Genomic DNA, 21,185 nt, shown 5'->3' with positions numbered 1-21,185 from the left:
TATTCCTGCGTTTTTACTCAAGATCCTCAGTGAGGGTTGAATATGGAAGTACGATTTGACTCTAATTTCAATTCTTCGGCTAGGCGATCGCTGAGCGAAAACCGCAGCTATGCAATTCTTGGTACTGGCGCATTAGGTGGCTTCTATGGTGCGCGACTACAACAGGCTGGAATTGACGTTCACTTTTTGCTTCGCAGCGATTATGAGTACGTCAAGAAACATGGTTTATTTATCGAATCTCCAGATGGTACTTTCCGCCTCCCGCAGGTGAACGCCTACTGTAATGTGCATGATATGCCATGTTGTGATGTGATTGTTGTTGCCTTAAAAACAACGCAAAACAATTTACTGCGACAAATGCTACCGTGTTTGGTCAAAGATAATAGTGTTGTCTTAGTGTTGCAAAATGGTTTGGGTGTGGAAGAAGAAGTCGCTGCGATTGTCGGATCAGATCGCGTGATGGGTGGGTTGTGCTTCACGTGTAACGATAAAGTTGCTCCAGGTCACTTCCGACATCTTCATTATGGTGTGATTACGCTTGCCGAATACGCTTATGACTATCTAGCTTGTGGAATTACCAAACGAATGCTTCAGGTCAAAACCGACTTTGAACGTGCTGGTATTCTCATTCAATTAGCGGAAGATCTGCTTTTAGCACGTTGGAAAAAACTTATCTGCAATATTCCCTTTAATGGTCTTACTGTCGTACTTAATGCAACTATCAAAGACTTGATAAGTGACGTGCATACGCGGGTTTTGGTCGAGGAGATGATGCAGGAGATGGTAACAGTTGCAGTGGCTTATCATCGAGCGATCGCAGATGACTACATCGAGAAACGACTCAAATATATCGCTAAAATGGGACCTTACCGCACAAGCACAAAAATTGACTTTGACTACAGGCGATCGCTAGAAGTAGAGGCAATTTTCGGCAATCCGTTACGTGCGGCGCAACAAGCTGGTATCGATACTCCACAACTTGCCATGCTTTACCGACAGCTAAAGTTTTTAGATACGTATTACTGTACAGATAAAGCGATCGCGGTTTTAGCTCACTAAGTTTCAATAATTCCAGCATGGCGCTAAGCATTAGGGCATTGGAGCTAAATGTTTACGCAATGTATTCAAGTAAGAACTGTTGTCTAAAAAAACTGTGCTATGGCAATTCTCTGTACTGAATACACATAAATGAATACTCACAATTATTCAAATTCTTAAAGCAATAAGCATAAAAAGTTTGAATGATAGCTCGGAGGGATAAAATGAAAAAGGTAAATTTATTAAATATTGAAATTGACAATTTACCCAAATTAGAACTATTAGAAAAACTCAATAGCGGAGTTGTTTTCACAACTAATGTAGACCACCTTATCAAGTTGCAAAAGGATAGAGATTTTGCCGAAGCTTATAATATAGCTGATTATAAAGTTTGTGATAGCCAGATTCTCATGTATGCTGCTAAGTTCTTAGGAACTCCCATCAAAGAGAAAATATCGGGTTCAGATTTTTTTCCTAACTTCTACAGTTATCATAAAAAAAATGAAAATATTAAGATATTTCTCTTAGGAGCAAGTCAGGGTATAGCTAACCAAGCCCAAGAAAATATTAATAGCAAAATCGCAAGAAATATCATTGTAGGCGCACATTCTCCATCCTTTGGCTTTGAAACTAATGAACAAGAATGTCAAGAGATTATAGATAAAATTAATCAAACAGATGCGACTGTTTTAGCAGTAGGATTAGGCGCGCCAAAACAAGAAAAATGGATTTATAAATATAAGCACAAGCTATCAAATATCAAAATATTTTTAGCTTTGGGAGCTACGATTGATTTTGAAGCAGGTAAATTAAAAAGATCTCCAAAATGGATGAGTAATCTTGGTCTAGAATGGTTCCATCGATTATTATGTGAACCACAAAGACTCTGGCAAAGATACTTAATAGATGATCTACCTTTTTTCTGGTTACTTTTGAAGCAAAAGGTTTTTGGTAATCAAGCTAATCAGAAGCCAAACGTCAAAAAGCAAGCAGAACTTAATAACTTTTCTAGTGATTCTCATCAAGAAAGATTGCAAAGCATTAACAATTTAAAGCGAACTGAAGTAAAACGTTCTGCAACTTGGCTCAAGCCAACTTCAGCAATTAGTTTAGGAATAAATTTTAGGCGATCGCCACAATACAAAATAGAGAAAAATCAACCTCAATTCACTCATAGATTCTCTTACCGCTAGTAGCAATCTAGATCGAGTAGTTTAATATCTTACAGAGGATTTCTCATGGCTGGTTCTGTCATCATCCCTAAATCTTTCCCTAAATCATCCCTAAAGCAAAGCTATTGGCTACGTTATTTACTATTAGGACTATTAGCTAACACAGCATTTGGAACTTTAGCTTTGCTTTATTTAAAGCTCATACCACCAACTTACACAAGTCACTCTGCGATTACTTTACCAGAAGCAGGCTCGGCGGCAAATGTCAACCTACCAAACATAGGACAAGCTTCTTACGAAAATTCATCACCCTACGCGAGTTCAACGCAAGATCCAAGAGAGAATTACAAATTTATTGCTCAAAGTGAACCTGTCTTAAGTGCAGCAGCGAGTCAGCTAAATATACCTTTAGCAAAGTTTGGCGCACCGCGAATTAGAATTATTGATGGCACTACTATAATGACAGTCGATTTTAGAGGTGCAACCCCCGAAGAAGCGCGGAATAAATCTTTAGCTTTTTATCGCGCCTTTGAAGTCAAACTTAACGAGTTAAGGGGTGAAGAAGCGATTCGCCGAGAAGCAGGTTTTCAAACAGCGTTGAGTGACTCGTGGAAAAAGTTAGAAGCTGCGCAGCAGCGACTTTCTAGTTACAAAGCTGATTCAGGTTTAAACTCTAACGATCAACTCAAAGACCTTTCTAATAATATCGAACAACTGCGTAAGCAGAGAGTAGAAATTCTCGCTCAACAGCAGCAAGCCAATGCTCGTTTAAGTCAACTTTCAGCAAGTTTAAATTTATCAGATTTAGAAGCTGTCGATGCCTTCACGTTACAAACAGATCAAATCTTTCAGCAGAACTTAAAAGACTATAGCGAAGCTAGTGCTAGCTTAAGCGTTTTGGAATCAAAATTTCTACCTGATAACCCACAGTTAGTTACAGAAAAGGCTAAACAAGACGCCGCACAAACAGCACTATTGAACCGCAGTCGCTATCTTTTAGGAAAACCTGTTAGCCAAGCAGTTTTGCATCAATTAAGTCTTAATAGTACTAATTCTGATTCAGCCCGCGAGAGTCTTTTTCAACAATTAGTCACAACTCAAGCAGAACAAAAAGGATTTCAGGCGCAAGCACAAGCAACAGATCAACAAATTACTCAACTTCAAGATAGACTCAATAAATTAGCACAAAAAGAATCAGTGTTAGATGCTCTCAAGCGAGATTTACAAGTTACTGAAGCTGTATTTTCCTCTACGCTAACCCGCCTAGACATAGGTAAATCAAATGCTTTTGGTTCTTATCCACTTGTGCAGTTTATTACGCCGCCTAATATACCAGAAACTGCCAGTTGGCCTAAAAAAGAATTTGTTTTACTTGGTGCGGCTTTAGGTTCTTTGTTTGCGACTACAGGAATAGCATTATTTGGAATACGCCAACATCAGAAAAGAGTGACTAATCAATCTAATTCAAAATATAAAAAGTCTGAATTTTAGGCTATTGATTGATATCAAAATTTAGTATGAAACCACAAAATTTTGCAGAAAAAGTAGTCTGGTATTCTGCTATAGGAACTTATGGACTTTACTTTTTGGGCGCACAATATATCTTTATTCCTGCGATCGCTTGGCTATTAACCCTCTATTTATGCAAACAAACTTGGCAACAAACACGAACTTCATCAGCTAATAAAATCACAGTTCCTTGGTCAATCTGGGTATGGATTGTGTCTATGTTGCTCTTAGAGCTTGCTTTAATTTTAGGTCACATAGACTTCGATCTAGGACTCACAAAAACTATTTTCTCATCAATTAACAATTGGGCTAGACAATATGCACTTCTAGCATTGTTTCCCTTGATCGGCTGTCTCCATATCCGACCTCAAATTATTTATCGTGCTGCTTGTGTAATTTGCTTACAAAGTTTAGTTTTTGCTGCCATTTCTTATTTAATTTTTACGCTGCACTTACCTCACATCGAATATATTTCTCCTCTAGCAATTCTAGGAGGCGGATCGGATGAACTTTATTCTGTAGACTTTTACGAAATTGAATATGGAACTAATCTGTTGCGGTTAAAGTTGTTTGCGCCTTGGTGTCCTGAATTAGGAATGATCGCTAACATTTATTTTTTTCTTGCGCTTCAGGAGCAAAACTATAAATGGAAAATCATTGGCGCGGTTGGGGCGATCGCTATGATTATTGGCTCCTTCTCGCGCGCAGCTATATTATGTTTACCAATTGTTATTACACTCGTTTGGGTTATAGGGAAGCTGGCTCAACCTGTTACGTATATTACTCTAGCGATCGCAAGTTTCGTTATAAGTATTTTGAGTCCTCAACTTGTTAATTTGATTCAAACTTCCCGCGAACAATTTGATAGTTTTCGCGCCAGTTCTTCCGAGGTAAGAGGTCTTTTAGTTAATTTGGCATTAGACCGCTGGTATGAAGCCCCTATTTGGGGTCATGGCGTTGTCACTCCTTGGCTAAATACTCCAGGAATTGGCACTCATCATACGTGGGTTGGTCTTTTATTTATTCGTGGAATAGTTGGTCTCTTTGCTTTTGCAACTCCTTTATTTTGTAGTTTTATTGATTTACTTTTTAAGGTTCAAAAAAGTATAACTGCAAAAGTTGGGATGAGCGTCATCTTAATTTTATTTATTTTTAGTTCTGTTATTGATATTTCCTACATAGTTCACCTTTATTGGTTGGGACTGGTAATGTTAGGCATTGCTCTCAAAGAAGAATATATTGGAACATTTTAAAAGTAAACATTGAATTTATAAAATTTAATTTGAGCAAAGCACTTCAGCATAAGTAACATAATTGAGGCTCACTGTATGCACGTTATCGTTTTAGAAAATCAACCATCTTCACAACGCGGTGGACAAGAGTTAATTTTATTAGATGTTTGCCGAGGTTTGGCTGCGCGCGGGCATGAAATTAGCCTACTGTATTTAGAAGAAGGCAATTTGATTAAGCAGTACCAAGAATTTTGTAGCCATTTAATTAAAATTAATAGCTTTCTGCTTGACCGCAGTACGATTAAACACAGTTTGAAGTTTTTTAGTGATATTTGGAAAGTACCTATATGTAGAAATAGCGTAGTTTACAGCAATCGCTATCACGATGTTGTTTTTGGTTATTTATTATCTTTGATCAAACAAGTTCCTTTTGTTTGTTATTTGCAATTACCACCGCATACCAAAAACTTTGGTCGTCCCCATACGCTTGGCTTAAAAGGTGTAAATAAGTTTATTGCGCTTTCGCAGCAAACAAAGCTAGATTGGCTAGATACTGGTTTGCAAGAAGAAAAAATTGATATTGTTCATGTAGGTATTAATCGCGAAATATATCAACCTTCTGAAAACTTTTCTGCAACGAGAAAGCAGTGGAATATTGCTGAAGATGCTAGGGTTGTTTCCTATATAGGCAGACTTGATAAAGAAAAGGGAATAGAAATATTGATCAAGGCTTTTGCTTTACTTGTGAAAAGCGGAGTGAAATCTAAACTATTAATTGCCGGAAAACCTGTAGCGCACGCTAGTATTGAAGCAGGTGAAGAGTATCAACAATCTTTAGAACAGTTATCAATCGACTTAGGTGTAGCAAGCGATGTAAAGTTTCTAGGTCATGTAACAAATACTACTGCTGTTTATCAAGTGAGTGATGTTACAGTTGTGCCTAGTTTATGGTCTGAACCGTTTGGAAGAGTCATAATCGAGTCGATGGCTTGCGGAACTCCTGTTGTTGCTAGCCGCACTGGAGGAATCCCCGAGATTTTAACCGCAGAGTTTCAAAGAGAACTTTTTCAGCCTGGAAATGAACAAGCTTTATTAGAAACTCTAACCCAAATAATTGATTGGCGCGATCGCGATCCTGCTTTCGGTGAGAGGTGTCGCCAGCACATTTTATCTAATTTTAGTTTAGACAACATGATTAACGGAATTGAGAAGTCACTATTGAGTGCTGCTCATAAAAAGCTTGTCTAAGGCATTAATTCAAGTACTCTACAATTTATAAAAGTTACAATGCCAAAAGTAACAGTAATAGTACCAGCATACAACGCGGAGCAAACGATCGTCGCAGCGATCGCCAGCGTCCAACAACAAACGTTGCGCGATTGGGAAGTGATTGTCATCGATGATGGATCGTGCGATCGCACGAGTGAATTACTCAGTCGCATCCAAGAACCACGAATGCAAGTGCATCGTTACACGAATGCGGGAGTATCAGTAGCACGCAATCGCGGGATTGCGCACGCCCAAGGCGAGTATCTTGCGTTTTTAGATGCAGATGACTTGTGGAGTACTGACAAGCTTGCGTGTCAAGTGGCAGCGTTAGAACAACACCCCGATGCTGGAGTGGCGTACAGTTGGACGTATTTTATGAACGACACCGCGACGATGATTCATGCTGCACCACCAGTGTGGTTTACAGGAAATGTGTATGCACCGTTGTTAGTGCGCAATTTCCTCTACAGCGGTTCTAATGCGTTGGTGCGTCGTGATGCGTTGGAACTTGTCGGTGGCTTTGACGCGACACTGACGCATGGTGAAGATTGGGAGTTGTTTGTGCGCTTGGCGGCGGTTGTCGAGTTTGTCGTTGTTCCCAAACCACAAGTTTTCTATCGTCAGTCACCAACTTCCGCATCCGCGCAGGTTGTACTGATGGAACAGCGCCTTCTTCCAGTCATTGATCGCGTCTTTGCTGCTGTCCCTTTGCCGTTGCAATGCTTAAAAAAACAATGTTTAGCAAATGCTTATCAGTCTTTAATACAATTATCTTTAAAGCGCGTTTCTAGTCATAATGGTGCTAAACAAGCGCAACAAATGTTGTGGAAGGCAGTTCGCGTTTATCCACAAACCTTACTAACTAATCATACTCTAATTCTATTATTTAAGCTACTTTTTATCAGATTTTTCTCCTACAAGCTTGCTAGTTATCTTTTAAGCTTTATGAGTAAAAAACGAGCTACTAAAGTATCTTTTGACTACTGATTACTGTTTTCTCGTAACCAATAAAAAGGAAATCAGAAGTGATAATTTTTATCTCGCTTCAAACACAAGTAGATAAAATTTTAAGTCGGCTTAGGATGCTTTATCGAGTTCAGGTAAAGTCTTTCCTTCGCAAACCAATCTTTTATCTTTACAAAAAGCTGGGTTTAACTATTATAACAAGAGATACATTAGTCAATAATGCAGAGCAATATCAGCTTTTGCACTTTAATCTTGAAGAATTGGTTATTGCTAATGAACCAGAAACATTAGACAAAGTAGCAAATATTGATAATAAAATTCAACCTTTTATTATTAAAATCGAGCCGCCTTTTATTTGTGAGATTAATAATGCATACTTGGCAGGGCCAGCAGCCGTTGGCTTTGATGTAAATCAGAATATCATCTTAGAGACAACAACACCATACCATTGCCAGCAAAACCATCTAGAGGGCAGTGTAGCCATACGGGCTTTAGCTATAAAAAGTTTCTTAGCTGACAAGACTCCACAAATAGATACTGCTTGTTCATTGATAAATGCCTGGAGCAAAAATTATTGGCACTGGATTATAGATTGTTTAACACGATTAGAAGGAATTGAATTTTATCAACAACAAACAGGGATAAAGCCTAAATTGATTATTGATGCTAACCCTACTGCATGGCAAATAGATTCCCTCAAACTTTTAGGCTACCAACCACAAGACTGCATTCAATGGAATCAATCAAGGCTACGAGTAGAAAAATTAGTCATCTCATCATTTCGACGGCATTACGACAAGGTATATAGCGTAGAATCGCCTTCAGCAAGTCGTTGGATTCGCGAACGGATGCTTCGTAACCTGTCTAAGACAGAGAATAAGCGTTTTTCATCTAGAATATTTATCTCTCGTCGTCACGCAGAAGGACGACGAATTATTAATGAAAATGATGTCATTGCAACGTTGGCGAATTTTGGATTTGTCGCTTACGTTCTTGAAGAAATGAACTTCGATGACGAAGTAAGATTATTTGCACAAGCAACAATAGTTGTTGCGCCCCATGGGGCAGGTTTAACTAATATCATTTTCGCACAAAATCTTACTTTAATTGAATTATTTGGTATATCTGTATCGCCGTGTTTTGCTAATTTAGCACGGGGTTTAGGTTTTCAATATGGGTATCTTCAATGTCACTCACCTTATACGGCATTTCGTTATCACGATAGCGACATGGTAGTTGACACAATGCAATTGCAAAAACTTTTAGCTCAAATGCTCGCTTCTAGCGAAGTAGAAGAATTACTAATACGCGATCGCACAACTTAACTTTATGCCAAAAGTAACAGTAATAGTACCAGCATACAACGCGGAGCAAACAATCGTCGCAGCGCTTGCCAGCGTCCAACAACAAACGTTGCGCGATTGGGAAGTGATTGTCATCGATGATGGATCGTGCGATCGCACGAGTGAATTACTTAGCCGCATCCAAGAACCACGAATGCAAGTGCATCGTTACACGAATGCGGGAGTATCAGTAGCACGCAATCGCGGTATCGCCCACGCCCAAGGCGAGTATCTGGCGTTTTTAGATGCAGATGACTTATGGAGTGCGGACAAACTTGCGTGTCAAGTGGCAGCGTTAGAACAACACCCCGATGCTGGAGTGGCGTACAGTTGGACGTATTTTATGAATGAGTCGGCGACAATGATTCATGCTGCACCACCCGTGTGGTTTACAGGAAATGTGTATGCACCGTTGTTAGTGCGCAATTTCCTCTACAGCGGTTCTAATGCGTTGGTGCGTCGTGATGCGTTGGAACTTGTCGGTGGCTTTGACGCGACACTGACGCATGGTGAAGATTGGGAGTTGTTTGTGCGCTTGGCGCAGGTTGTCGAGTTTGTCGTTGTTCCCAAACCACAAGTTTTCTATCGTCAGTCACCAACTTCCGCATCCGCGCAGGTTGTACTGATGGAACAGCGCCTTCTTGCTGTTATTGATTCTGTTTTTGCTGCTGTACCTTCTCACCTTCAATCGTTAAAAAATCAAAATTTAGCCAATCTTTATCAATATTTGGCGGGGTTACATTTCACTCAAGTTACCAGTGCGGAAGATATTAAACAGATTGGACAAAAGCTACAGCTAGCAGTACGCCTACACCCGAAAATTTTACTTAGTAGAACAACACAACGCTACTTTGCCAAATGGTTGTTGATGCAACTCTTTTCACCTGATATTGCTAAAAAAATTACTCACTTTGGTGCTAGCTATACTATTCGCACTCAAGGTTAGAAGAAGTATAAATTTATATTTTAATAAAACCTTGATATAATTCGTTTCTTATGAAATCAGAGTTTTTGTTATTAATAAAAAGATTTTTTAGATTCACTAATCTTGATAAAAACACACAATATTACCAATTCAAGAGCATAAAAAAATCTGGGGGTTAGAAAGGTAGTGAGTTTTATTGAACAACCTATTACTAAGCTAAGACAAAAGTTATCTAACCAGTTTATTTCTAATCTAGGTTGGCTAAGTAGTGCAGAAATAATTACGCGAGTGTTTCGTATAGGCGTTACTGCGATCGCTGCACGCTTCTTAACACCCTATGACTACGGTTTAATAGCAATTGTTACGACAATTAATGAGTTTGCACGCATACTGATGGAAGTAGGAATCGGTGCAAAAATTATTCAATCTGATAGAGATGTCAAGCAGTTGTGTAACTCAGCGTATTGGTTAAATTGGATTATTTATACAGGTATATTTATTATCCAGTGTCTTGCTGCTTTTCCGATTGCTTGGTTCTACAACGAGACTCGCTTGATTTTTCCAATTTGTGTAGCAGCAATTCCCTATTTGATATGGCCTTTAGCCGCAATTCAATGTATTATGATCCAAAAAGAAAATAAGCTTAAAGTTTGCGCTATTAGCAATACAATCAAAAACTTTACTAGCTATAGTTTGCTAGGAATTTTTGCGGTTTTAGGTATGGGAGTGTGGTCATTTGTATTGTCTTGGGTTTTGGTTGCTCCTATTGATATTTTTATATACTATCATTATCATTCATGGCGTCCAACGAAAAATATTACAACAAAGTATTGGAAAGAGTTCTTTATTTTTGGTAAAAATATTTTTGGCACGCATCTCCTAAAAACACTCAGAAATAATTTGGATTATTTAATAGTCGGTCGCTTTTTAGGAATTAAAGAATTAGGCTTATATTTCTTCGGTTTCAATGCAGGATTAGGAATTAGTTTGAGTTTCATCACTGTTTTAAATACTGCTTTATTTCCACATCTATGCGCCGCAAGATCAAATCAGTTGGAACTTAAAAAACACTACGCGCACAGCCGTAAAGCGATCGCTACAATTATTATCCCTTTAGTCATTCTACAAACAAGCTTAGCTCCCTTATATGTGCCAATTGTTTTTGGTCAGCAATGGGTAGTAGCAATTCCAATTTTAATGTTAATTTGTTTATCTGCAATTCCACGCGCATTTGCTGATGCTGCTTCGCTATTACTCGTCGCGATAGGCAAGCCTAATTTAGATTTATACTGGAATATCTTATTTACAACTATCTTTAGCGTAGCGTTGCTGATTGGAATTCATGGGCAAGCTTTGGGAGTAGCTACGAGTGTTTTGTTAGTTCACGTTATCACTATCCCCTTATTTATCTATTGGACAACAAGCTATGTTTTTCGTAAACGACAGAATGCCTAGCATTGCATCATGTTTGCCAGGCTTTAAGACAGCGATCGACTAAGGAATTCACAGATTGTTTGATTTGGCGGCTACGATACCAACGGCGATAAGCTTTTTCGTATTCTTCGCCTTGAGTTTGGAAAGTATTCCAGGTATTCAATGCAAGCCCTACACCCCAAAATAAAGCAATATATAATGACCAAGAAAGTTCACCTGCACTGATAAAATTGAGGAGCAGGAAAAAAGAGTTAACAATCGCATAATTACCGAAACCCTTTTGTAAGTTGCGGCGACGATGCAGATTGAAAGCTTGGCGTTTGTGCAAATCAGCTTGTTGCAATTGCCATTCTCTTTCAGCAGCTTGCAAGCACTCAGGGGTAATTTCTAACTCAGCAGCAATTTCTACTAACTGTTCTCGCGTAAATTCGCCTTCATGCGCTTGGCGAGAAATCGCGATTTGCAAAATTTGCTGAATATCTTCCTGATGATATACGCGAGTCATTTTGTTGTCTGATGTGTTCATTGGGGAAGTTTTGATAAAGATATAACAAACAACCCTAAAGGGTACTGTCTCTATTATGCCAAGCCTGCGGCTGACGAAACTTATAGATGTCTGCGATCGCTTTTACCCAACCATCCGAGACAGATTCGAGAATGCGATCGCCTTTTTCCTTCGTCGCCACTGTCGGATCGCCTAGTACACCACTACGACTCAAATCGCGAGTTGTCCACGCGAAAGGTAACTTACCTTCCATTGAAAGTAAACTATCTTCTGGTAATTCTGGGTATTCAGCGATCGCAGCTTGCATCTTCACCTGTTCGGGCAAAATCGATAGCATCAAACTCGTTTCTGCATCTCCCGCATGAATTCCTAGTTGCTGTTCTTTGAGTGAAAGTAATTCATTAACAGCGTGCGGAACGCGCCAGGTAAACAATGGAAATACTAGAAAATCTTCATACTTGACGTGCAAATCCCGCGCTGCAATTTCCATAACTTGCGGTTGTCCGCCGTGCGAGTTCATCAATACGAGTTTGCGAAATCCTGCGCGGTAAAGGCTTTCGGCAATTTCAATTAAAGTTGATAGTAGCGTTTGGGCACTAAGAGCGATCGTGCCAGGGAAATGCCAATGTTCGTTTGATTTGCCGTAGTACAATGTTGGTAACGCATACGCAGGAATACTTGCATCAAGTTTTTCTAATGCTTTTCCCAAAACTGCCGTACCAATTGCAGCATCGACGATCAAAGGTAAATGCGGACCATGTTGTTCAATAGCGCCGACAGGTTGAACTAAGACGACATCCTGTTTATTTGGCATTGCTTGAATGTCAGTCCAAGTCAGATAAGGAAAAAATCGTTGTGGTGGAATGAAACTGTGCATCATCTCTACAATTTAAGCGATCGCACCGCGTTCAAAGTTAAATTCACCTGCCAACTCCCAAGGTCCGCCTTTGTAATACCAGAGTAACAGCCCTTCGCCATATCCGTTAATAGAGGCCCAATTACTAACAAGCTGGTTATAAAGTTGACGCGCTTCCTCAGATGTCACTTTATTTTGAATTGTGACGTGCGGTTGATATCGCTGCTGATCTTGCTTACTTAGCCACATATTCCAAGTTGTAGCAAGTTGTTGACGCAGTTGAACCAATTCAGAACATTTCACTTCTATGGCGACACCCTTACCCAAAAAGCGCGGCTTTGAGAAAAGCAGTGGTAAGGATGCAGTGTCTGTAGAGAGGTTTTGTAAAGTCTGCTGAATTGATAGTTCTTCTTCGCCTGGAAGTGCATGAAAAAGCGTGATGTGTGCAGGAAGGAAGTTTCTTTCCGGTGGAAAGTGCTGCTGACGCAATTCATTGAAAAAATCAAAGGTTATGCGATCGAGTTTGAGTGTCAGAATAAGCGGTGATGACATATGGTTAGTAACAGGTAATTAAACAACGATTATTGATTAGCGGTTGTTTGATTGCTAAATGCTAATTGCCAAGTGCTAAAAGCTTTTCGCGTTCCCCATTACCCATCACCTAATCTAAAAAATATATTTTCATTCTCCAGCTAAGTTTAAAATTTGGGCTAAGGTAGAGGTGCGATCGCAACTACCTTCTCGCTTGCATTAATATTCACTCGCGCTACACCAAATTGCTCAATTACCCACGCATTCGTCGTCAAATGAGGGCTAATTTCTGCAACTCGATAGTGACTTGGTTGCATAGCTAACGCTGCTGGTAATAGTAACTGATCTGCTAAGTGAACATCAACAGGTGCGCCTGTGTCGTGGAAATTTAACAACTCTACACACGCCATTTCTGCGACTTTCTCTGCGGCTAAACCTACACGCCCTAAGGCACCAAATCCAGCACGAGTGTTTGCATATTCAGCAGTCAGAAAAATCCCTGCACCAGGGGCAATTCCCTTTTCGCGTGACGGTGTTATGGTAGCTTTAAGATGCGCTTGACGTAACAAATTTTCAGCGCGACTTGCCATGCGTTGCGGAATGTGTGAAGGTAATTCAGTGACTACCGCCAATCCACGCACCTGCTGCAATTCACCTCTTTCTAGTAAATTAATTTCACTGAGTTTACTATTACCGCGAACTTGCAATTGTACCTCACCTCTACCTTGCGGATACCAGCCCCAGGCGTTGAGTGTTACCTCGGCTGCTACTCCTACTTGACGTAACAGAGGTAAGTAAACCTGTTCGATATACGTGAGTGGCGGGCTAAAAGGAACATGAGTTCCGCCGCGTAGTGTGACATCAGAATTACCTGGTGCGATCGCTAACGGCAAAAGAATTGTTTGCAATACCAAAGTCACCGCACCCGCAGAACCACCTGCTTGTGCTGTAGTCACATCAAAGTGATATTGACTGGCTTGTACAGCACTCTTAGGAATAAACTCTAGCGACATCGAACCCAATGTGTCACCTGTTACCTCCGCGTGACAAATTGCTGCAACTGCGCGTACCGCAGTCAAATGTTGAGCCGCTAATCCAGGTTTTTTACGTCCCGCCCGAATGCGCTCAATGCGTACCGCTTGACCAGTAATTGCAGATAAACTGAGTGAAGTCCGTAGAACTTGTCCGCCACCTTCTCCATAAGAACCGTCAATGTCAATCACCGCAGTACCAGAATGTTGTTGCGTACGCAAGTTACTTAACTCGCCATAAGAGCTTTGATCTTACCAGGATTCATTAGTCCATAAGGATCGACCATTTGTTTAAACTTTAGCTGTTCGGGGTCCATTTGTTTACGTCCGCCATCTTCAATAATGTACGTATGCGGATTAGCAATAAACACGCCGTTCGCTTCGTGATAGCGAATAATCTCATTTAACCGTTCTTCAGTTGTATAGCGCACAAGTTGCAACGCCGCAGGAATAACGACACCATTAACTCGAATAAATTCTAAATGCATCATCACCTCATCGCCAAAATGATGATACATCTGCTCGACAGTTTGTAATGATTTATCTGCGGGAAACAAACTTTGTAAATAAGTCATCGACGGATCGACACTACGCGCGTGTAGTGTTGTGTGATTCCAAGTAAATTCCCCTAAATTCACTCCCTTACCAGCATCCTGCGCTGACTTTTGATAAGTTAGCTTTCCGCCATACTCTTGAATCAACCCTGGCAGTAATTCTAAACTCGATTCAGCAACCATCAAAAAAGCTGCGTGAGTTCCGTCAGGAAGATACTGGCGTAACGCCGCAAAATAAGCCGGAATCGGTGCAGCAAAAACTGTTATCAATTTCTTAACGATACCATCCGCATCACCCAAAGCTTGCCCAAAACGCGCAGCGGTCATAAAATCATCAAACGTCACGATCGCTTCCACCCAAGGATAAGCAGGCGCAAGCGGAATTTCTAACTCAGTAATAATTCCATTCACACCCCAAGCGTGATTCACCTTCTGCACGTCATCACCGCGTAACTCAATCGTACGAGGTTCATCTTCTAGCGTCACCACTTTTAGCGCCAAAAGATTACCGCGATCGCGTAATTGTCCATACGTAATTGAACCAATTCCCCCACTACCACCCGCAATAAATCCCCCAATCGTTGCTGTACGATACGTTGAAGGAGCCATGCGAATTTCCCAACCGCTTTCCCGCGCCTTCTTATCCAACACCGCCAACTTCACCCCCGCTTCTAAGCGCGCCACACCCTTCTCAATCCACCCAATTCGCTGCATCCGCGACATATCCAAAATCACGCCACCATGCAACGGTACGCATTGCCCATAATTACCCGTTCCCGCACCTCGTACCGTCACAGGAACGCGATACTGCGCGCACACCGCCGCCACCTGTAAAACTTCCGCCTCGGTAGCAGGGCGCACCGCAATATCCCCAACCTTCCCTGCCAAGTGACGTTGCAAAATCGGACTAAAAGTATGATAATCCTGCGATAACTTCGCCACCTGCGCCGCATCAGTAATCACCTCAATCTCCCCCAACGCAGCAACAAAAGCCTCCCCATCAACCTTAACCGCCATACTCGTCATCCCCAATTACCTCTTTGCGTCCTAGCGCCTATGTGGTTCGATTCATTCTCAATTCTCATGCTTCACCGCACTTTCATGCCATTTCCCTAACACCCAATCTGACAACGCCGTCAACCCCACAAAAATCGCCACCCCCAACCCCGTCGTCAACAACAACGCCGCAAACATACGCGGAATCTGCAAATTGTAACTCGATATCAAAATGCGATACGCAATTCCCGATCGCGCCCCACCTGTTCCTGCGACAAACTCCGCGACCACCGCACCAATCAACGCCAAACCGCCACTGATGCGCAACCCTCCCAAAAAATACGGCATAGCACTCGGTAAACGCAAATACAGCAAAGTTTGCCACTTTGAAGCTTTATACAGTTGAAACAAATTGACTAAATTGCGATCGACACTATTTAGCCCCAGCGTCGTGTTAGAAACAATCGGGAAAAACGCCACAATCCAAGCACAAACAACCAACGCCGCAAACGTGTTGTTTTTTAACCAAATAATAATCAACGGTGCGATCGCTACGATCGGAGTTGTTTGCAAAATCACCGCATACGGAAATAAACTTTTCTCAATCCACTTACTCTGCGTAAACAAAATCGAAATCAACAACCCTGACACCGCTGCGGCGACAAACGCAACGACAGTAATTTGCAACGTGACTAACAACGAAGCAAATAGTTCATTCCAGTCATTAATTAATGTTTGCAATACTAACAGAGGTCCAGGCAGTAGATACGGTGGTAAACCTGTTACGCGCACAAAAATTTCCCACGCCACCAACGCCAGAATTCCTACTACAATCGGTGCGACAACATCAATCGATACGCCATGATTTGCGTTAACTAAAGAGGATTTGCGGCGACGGAGAATAGTCATTGTCTACTATATTGGTTGGGCGATCGCAGTGTGATTAAGTTGTAACGGCGACTCATTCATAGCTGCTACTAAACATTGCGAAACTTCGCGGCAATATTCGTTATACAGCAAAGAAGTACGAAATTCTTCACTACGCGGATACGGTGCGTTGATAGCGACATCTGCAACAACACGCCCAGGACGCGCCGCCATTACAATGACACGATTAGAAAGATAAACCGCTTCATAAATATTGTGCGTTACAAACACGACTGTCCATCGGTGCTGACTCCACAAATCGAGGACATCATGATTCAGCTTACTCCGCGTAATTTCATCGAGCGCACCGAAAGGTTCATCCATTAATAGCACGTTTGGTTTTGTGACTAAAGCACGTGCGATCGACACTCGCATTTTCATCCCGCCAGATAACTCGCGGGGATAGCTGCGTTCAAATCCACTCAACCCAACCCTTTGAATTGCTTGCTGTACTAAGACTTCCGCATACTTTTTCGATGTCCCAGCTAATTTTAACGGCAGACGCACGTTTTCTTGCACCGTTGCCCAAGGCATTAACGCAGCTTCTTGAAAGACATACGCCAGTTGGCGATCGCTAATTCCCCACTCGATACTGCCAGAATTCATTTGTCCCAAGCCAGCAATCATCCGCAATACGGTACTTTTACCACAACCAGATGGACCTACTAAACTCACAAATTCAGCATCCTGAATTGCTAAATTCATATTTTGTAAAGCTACAGTTCCGTTACCATAAACCTTACTGATCTGATTTAGCCGAATTGCGGGAAGAGTCATTCGCTATCAACTGATCGATAATTACCTACCATATTCTATCCAGCGTCACTCTACCGTAAGCAGGAATACCAAATCATCTTTAGGAGTTGACAGTTGAAAATCTTCGCTGCCCACTCTCCACTGTCCACTAACTGCGATACGCCTGCGCGCCTTTATTGACAAATTGCAAGGTAAATGCTTGTTTGTACTCGATATTCGGTTTAAAAACTCCTGCTTGAGTCATAGTATTAAAAAAGGTTTGCCATCGTTCCTCACTCATCGCCCCAATTCCGAGTTGTTCGACTTCACCAGAATTGATAATCCCGTATTCTTGGAGTTTATCAAGTCCATAGGCGATTTGTTCGTCGGTCATTTCTGGGTTAGCTTGTTTAATTAATTCGTTTCCTGGCGCTGGGTTTTCTAAATAGCTATACCAACCTTTAATCGATGCATCGACAAAGCGTTGAACTAAATCAGGATTATTCTCGACTAATTCGCGCCTGGTTTCGATCGTTGTTGAATAAGGAATATAACCATAATCTGCTAATAAAAAGACAACGGGTGTAAATCCTCCTTGTCGCTCGATCGCGAAAGGTTCAGACGTGATATATCCTTGCTGTGCCGATTGCTTATCCGCAAGAAATGGACCAGGATTAAAATTATAAGGACGCTTTTGATCGTCGGTAAACCCAAATTTTGCGGCTAACAAAGGCCAATACGTTACATTCGCCGACGAAGATATATAAATCGGTCTACCTCTAAGGTCTTCTATTGAATCAACTCCTGTGTTAGGATGCGCAATAAGACACTGGGGATCTTTTTGAAAAATTGCCGCTACAGTAATTTTTGGTATTCCTTCTGCAACCGCGTTAACTGCATCAACACCATATCCCATAAAGAAATCAACCGCATTTCCCATTAATAATTGCGTACCTGTTGGAACTTGCGGTCCACCCATTTGAATTGTGACATCTAAGCCGTGTTCTTTGTAGATGCCTGTCGCGATCGCTTGATAAAATCCTCCGTGTTCGGCTTGGGCTACCCAGTTTGTCCCAAACGTTACGCGATCGAGGTCGTTGGATTGCGAAGTATCAACTTGAGACTGATTATTTGTACAAGCGGCAACTACACTACTACCAATAAACAACGAACTATATTGCAAAAATTTGCGACGATTTACCTTATCATTTTTTAGCTGAGTTGTGCAGTACATTCTAGAATTAACCTTTGGTTTTCTATTGCATACGGTTGAACTTCTAAAGCACGACGCAAAGCCCGAATCGCCTCACTATAATTTCCCAAAGCAATGTAGCATAAACCCATACCATGAAGCGCCCCAAAATGAACCGGATTGAGTTTAACTACCATTTCGCAATCTGTTAACGACCTTTGATATTGACCGTTGATGTAATACAATACTGCACGTCGGTTCCACGCTTCAGCAAAATCAGGTTGAGCTTCAATAACTTCTGATAATAACGCTTCGGCTTGTTCAGTTTTACCCGCTTCAACTAGCGCTTGACTTTGTTGTAATAGCTGCAACCCGTAAACGCCCTTTTGTCCAAACCAATGCTTCCATAACTCCTGCGTTGCCCAATTGCGCACCTTCTCATCAGGATTTTTTAAAGCTTCTAGTAGTGGATCAATAATAGATGCGTCATCCATAATTCCTGCTTGAACTTATTGAGTTGTCTTAGTATGCCATATGAGTCTTAAAGATATGGTATTTACCCCCTAAATCTCCCACAATTGGGAAGTAGGAAGGTCTTGAATTAATACTATCCTCTTTCGGATGCCCTATAAACAAGCCAACTGAATTTTGCTTGGAAATTGACAACTAACTATATAAGAATTAAGCAAACAGATATATTTTTGTTGTATTTCAATATACCATTTCTCAAAAACAAAAAAACAGAGTCGTTCGCGCTCCTCTGTAACCTTTGTGATGAGTAGAGATTCGCTCTAGTTTAAAGCATTGCTAAACAAACTAACTCTTTTTACTAGGCTCACCAAAAATCAGCGTTCTTAGTATACTCCAGACGATGCCTGCAAAAGCTGAAATTAATAGAAAAAGCATTAACAAAGCTAAAGCAGAAAAAGGTGAGAAAATAGTAACAAGTAGTAAAGCTAAGACGAGAATTGCAATTAATATATTGTTCATTTCTATAGTCTCATATGATATAGCAGTTAGCTGTTAGCTTTTTTAAAAGCTTTATCGAGTAATACATTTACTCAATATACTTGTCCTAAGCTGAATGCGTTTTGCTATGGTATGTAGCAATTGAGAGATTAATTAGGACATTATAGAAGCAGAAAACTATCACCATAGGTAGCTTTTATTCCTGACTTCTGCTATTAACAGCTAAAGTTAAGATTAATAGCCGTTCTGATTTTTCGACATCTAACCGCAGTAACATTAGCGGAGAAATTGTTCTAGAGCAGTATTTGAGAGCGATCGCACTAAACTCAGCGGTAACAAATTCTCACTAATTGCTTGCGCATACGCTGAACTAAGATACGGGCGATACTGCTGCGAATTGTTGATGTATGTTTGAAAAAACGGTACGCTCAAAGCACTCATATACAACCGTGCAACTTCTGGAGTAGGACCGATAACTTGTGGTGGTACGGCGATAGGTTCAGAACCAGGCGTAGTTTCGCCAATGGTTGAGAAGTGCGTAGCACCGACAATCACAGCCAGATACTTATCAGGAGTCGTCAGCCAACTAAAAGGACGAATTTGTTCAGCTAATGTAGGTGCAATCGTATCCGCACTACCACTGACAATCATCACAGGGACAGCAATTTGACGAATACTCGCTTCACCGAAAACACTACTCGTAATCGGGTTGATAGCGATCGCAGCTTTGACACGCGGATCGCGTAAAACATAGCCTGTCTTTGGTAACTCCAACGCGCGACATTGCAGTAATAACGAAACATTCCACAAAGGCGAATCGCTTAACGCTGTACAGTCTTTTTGTAGTTGTTCAAAGTTTAATTCTGCGCCTGCAAGTGCTAATGCAGTATAACCGCCAAAAGATTGCCCAATCACTCCAACGCGCTGAACATCGATATTTCTAAAACGGGCGTCAGAGATGCGCAAACGTTCCAACTCATTAAGTAAATACCTGACATCCAACGGACGGTTGATAAATTCGTTTGGTTGCGCGACTTCCGCAGCGACTCCCGACAAAAGCGATCGCAATTGTTCTGTATTACTTCCAGGGTGTTCGGGAACCGCCACCGCAAAGCCATAGGATGCGAGTTGAGTTGCTAAATAGATAAAACTCGTTCGATCCGAACCCAAACCATGCGAAATCACAATCACTGGTGCTGGCTTTTCCAAATTCAGTGGTAGATACATATCCACCAGAAATTGGCGATCGCGTCTTGGATCGGATAACGTGAGTGTTTGCTGATTCCAACTCAATGAACCTCGTTCGCGCAAATCAGGTAATTGCCAAACATCCAGTGGTTGCGCGATCGCAGCATTCATGGCATCTTTTTGCACAAGTGCGATCGCTTGTGCAGTTTGACTGACTAATCTTTCTAGTTGTTCTGCTATTTGTAAACTGCGTGTTAAATTGATACGAATACTACGTGTGGGAAACTGACGTAACACATTGAGTAGCGTTAAACCATCCGGCGTCGCTGCGGCTAAAATTAATGCAGAGCGAATTGCATAAAAACCTGGTTGACGCGCTTCGGTTTGAATAATTTGCCCCAATCGCTCTAATAAAATGATTCCTTGCGGCGTGTAAAGAAACTGTGCAACGGCTACCGGACTCAACTCAATTCGCGTCAGTAATACCCGTCGTAATTGTTCTAGCTGTTGTGGGTTGATGTATTGTGCATAAACCGCAAGTTCGTCATCTAAAATCCCCTCACGTGCATACCTTTCTAGCGCTGCTACCGAAATTGAGCGTTCGACAACTGAGTAAGAAGCATAAATTCGCTCCGCTGTCAAGGATGGTCGCATGATTCCTAGAGTAGGGATGAGGCAAAACCCCAAGGAAGATGCAACCAGCCCAATTTGCCAAAATACGCGCTGATACGCATATAAATTTTGTCTGTGAGGTTTGGATATCAAAGCTACCAATTCCAGAAATCCAGCTACTTATAAACTAGCAACTTTGAG

19 protein-coding genes are annotated in these 21,185 nt (G+C 41.3%); 9 read left to right on the top strand and 10 right to left on the bottom strand.

Annotation, left to right across the window (positions count from 1 at the left end; genetic code table 11):
* Nucleotides 1–42: 42 nt before the first annotated feature.
* The 9 genes from GLO7428_RS23610 to GLO7428_RS23570 all read left to right on the top strand — a co-directional run bounded on the left by GLO7428_RS23610 (nt 43) and on the right by GLO7428_RS23570 (nt 10,909).
* Complete coding sequence (locus GLO7428_RS23610) at nt 43–1,059, top strand: putative 2-dehydropantoate 2-reductase (protein ID WP_015191107.1); 1,017 nt, start codon at nt 43–45, stop codon at nt 1,057–1,059.
* A gap of 203 nt (nt 1,060–1,262) precedes the next feature.
* Entirely contained in the window at nt 1,263–2,231 is a 969-nt protein-coding gene (locus GLO7428_RS23605) for a WecB/TagA/CpsF family glycosyltransferase (RefSeq protein ID WP_015191106.1), read from the top strand.
* A gap of 45 nt (nt 2,232–2,276) precedes the next feature.
* Nucleotides 2,277–3,701 carry a hypothetical protein gene (locus GLO7428_RS23600; protein ID WP_015191105.1) on the top strand — a complete coding sequence of 475 codons (1,425 nt, stop codon included), beginning with the start codon at nt 2,277–2,279 and terminating at the stop codon, nt 3,699–3,701.
* 26 nt (nt 3,702–3,727) lie between these two features.
* Complete coding sequence (locus GLO7428_RS23595; RefSeq protein ID WP_015191104.1) at nt 3,728–4,972, top strand: O-antigen ligase; 1,245 nt, start codon at nt 3,728–3,730, stop codon at nt 4,970–4,972.
* Nucleotides 4,973–5,047: 75 nt separating this feature from the next.
* Nucleotides 5,048–6,199, top strand: a complete 1,152-nt coding sequence (locus GLO7428_RS23590) for a glycosyltransferase family 4 protein (protein WP_015191103.1) — start codon at nt 5,048–5,050, stop codon at nt 6,197–6,199.
* 39 nt (nt 6,200–6,238) lie between these two features.
* Nucleotides 6,239–7,207 (top strand): glycosyltransferase family A protein, encoded by a 969-nt coding sequence (locus GLO7428_RS23585; RefSeq protein ID WP_015191102.1) that lies wholly within the window; start codon nt 6,239–6,241, stop codon nt 7,205–7,207.
* 38 nt (nt 7,208–7,245) lie between these two features.
* Nucleotides 7,246–8,511 carry a DUF563 domain-containing protein gene (locus GLO7428_RS23580; protein WP_015191101.1) on the top strand — a complete coding sequence of 422 codons (1,266 nt, stop codon included), beginning with the start codon at nt 7,246–7,248 and terminating at the stop codon, nt 8,509–8,511.
* Nucleotides 8,512–8,515: 4 nt separating this feature from the next.
* A complete protein-coding gene (locus tag GLO7428_RS23575; protein ID WP_015191100.1) occupies nt 8,516–9,475 on the top strand; it encodes a glycosyltransferase family A protein in 960 nt (319 codons plus the stop codon).
* A 165-nt stretch (nt 9,476–9,640) separates the two neighbouring features.
* On the top strand, nt 9,641–10,909 hold the full coding sequence (locus GLO7428_RS23570; protein ID WP_015191099.1) for a lipopolysaccharide biosynthesis protein: 1,269 nt from the start codon (nt 9,641–9,643) through the stop codon (nt 10,907–10,909).
* Between the two features lie 7 nt (nt 10,910–10,916).
* On the opposite strand, the gene GLO7428_RS23565 is transcribed toward GLO7428_RS23570, so the two are convergent.
* The 10 genes from GLO7428_RS23565 to GLO7428_RS23520 form a co-directional block, all read right to left on the bottom strand.
* Nucleotides 10,917–11,393: a 2TM domain-containing protein gene (locus GLO7428_RS23565; protein ID WP_015191098.1), complete on the bottom strand. Its 477-nt coding sequence runs from the start codon at nt 11,391–11,393 to the stop codon at nt 10,917–10,919.
* 55 nt (nt 11,394–11,448) lie between these two features.
* Nucleotides 11,449–12,273, bottom strand: a complete 825-nt coding sequence (locus GLO7428_RS23560) for a creatininase family protein (protein WP_196797420.1) — start codon at nt 12,271–12,273, stop codon at nt 11,449–11,451.
* Between the two features lie 9 nt (nt 12,274–12,282).
* Nucleotides 12,283–12,801, bottom strand: coding sequence for a 2'-5' RNA ligase family protein (locus tag GLO7428_RS23555; protein ID WP_015191096.1), 519 nt, complete (start codon nt 12,799–12,801; stop codon nt 12,283–12,285).
* A 158-nt stretch (nt 12,802–12,959) separates the two neighbouring features.
* Nucleotides 12,960–14,033: an RNA 3'-terminal phosphate cyclase gene (gene rtcA, locus GLO7428_RS23550; protein WP_015191095.1), complete on the bottom strand. Its 1,074-nt coding sequence runs from the start codon at nt 14,031–14,033 to the stop codon at nt 12,960–12,962.
* Nucleotides 14,034–14,038: 5 nt separating this feature from the next.
* Nucleotides 14,039–15,391 (bottom strand): FAD-binding oxidoreductase, encoded by a 1,353-nt coding sequence (locus GLO7428_RS23545; RefSeq protein WP_015191094.1) that lies wholly within the window; start codon nt 15,389–15,391, stop codon nt 14,039–14,041.
* Nucleotides 15,392–15,439: 48 nt separating this feature from the next.
* Nucleotides 15,440–16,270 (bottom strand): ABC transporter permease, encoded by an 831-nt coding sequence (locus GLO7428_RS23540; protein ID WP_015191093.1) that lies wholly within the window; start codon nt 16,268–16,270, stop codon nt 15,440–15,442.
* A 6-nt stretch (nt 16,271–16,276) separates the two neighbouring features.
* The gene (locus GLO7428_RS23535) at nt 16,277–17,065 is read right to left on the bottom strand and encodes an ABC transporter ATP-binding protein (protein ID WP_015191092.1); all 789 of its coding nucleotides are present in this window, start codon (nt 17,063–17,065) and stop codon (nt 16,277–16,279) included.
* Nucleotides 17,066–17,192: 127 nt separating this feature from the next.
* Nucleotides 17,193–18,257 (bottom strand): ABC transporter substrate-binding protein, encoded by a 1,065-nt coding sequence (locus GLO7428_RS23530; protein ID WP_015191091.1) that lies wholly within the window; start codon nt 18,255–18,257, stop codon nt 17,193–17,195.
* Nucleotides 18,236–18,709, bottom strand: a complete 474-nt coding sequence (locus GLO7428_RS23525) for a tetratricopeptide repeat protein (protein ID WP_015191090.1) — start codon at nt 18,707–18,709, stop codon at nt 18,236–18,238. Before GLO7428_RS23525 ends, GLO7428_RS23530 begins: the two co-directional genes overlap by 22 nt.
* 751 nt (nt 18,710–19,460) lie before the next feature.
* Nucleotides 19,461–21,026, bottom strand: a complete 1,566-nt coding sequence (locus tag GLO7428_RS23520) for an alpha/beta hydrolase (RefSeq protein WP_155823857.1) — start codon at nt 21,024–21,026, stop codon at nt 19,461–19,463.
* Between the last annotated feature and the right edge of the window lie 159 nt (nt 21,027–21,185).

The sequence above is a fragment of the Gloeocapsa sp. PCC 7428 genome, from assembly GCF_000317555.1.
GTDB lineage: Bacteria > Cyanobacteriota > Cyanobacteriia > Cyanobacteriales > Chroococcidiopsidaceae > Chroogloeocystis.
This window is presented reverse-complemented; position numbering and strand designations above follow the sequence as displayed.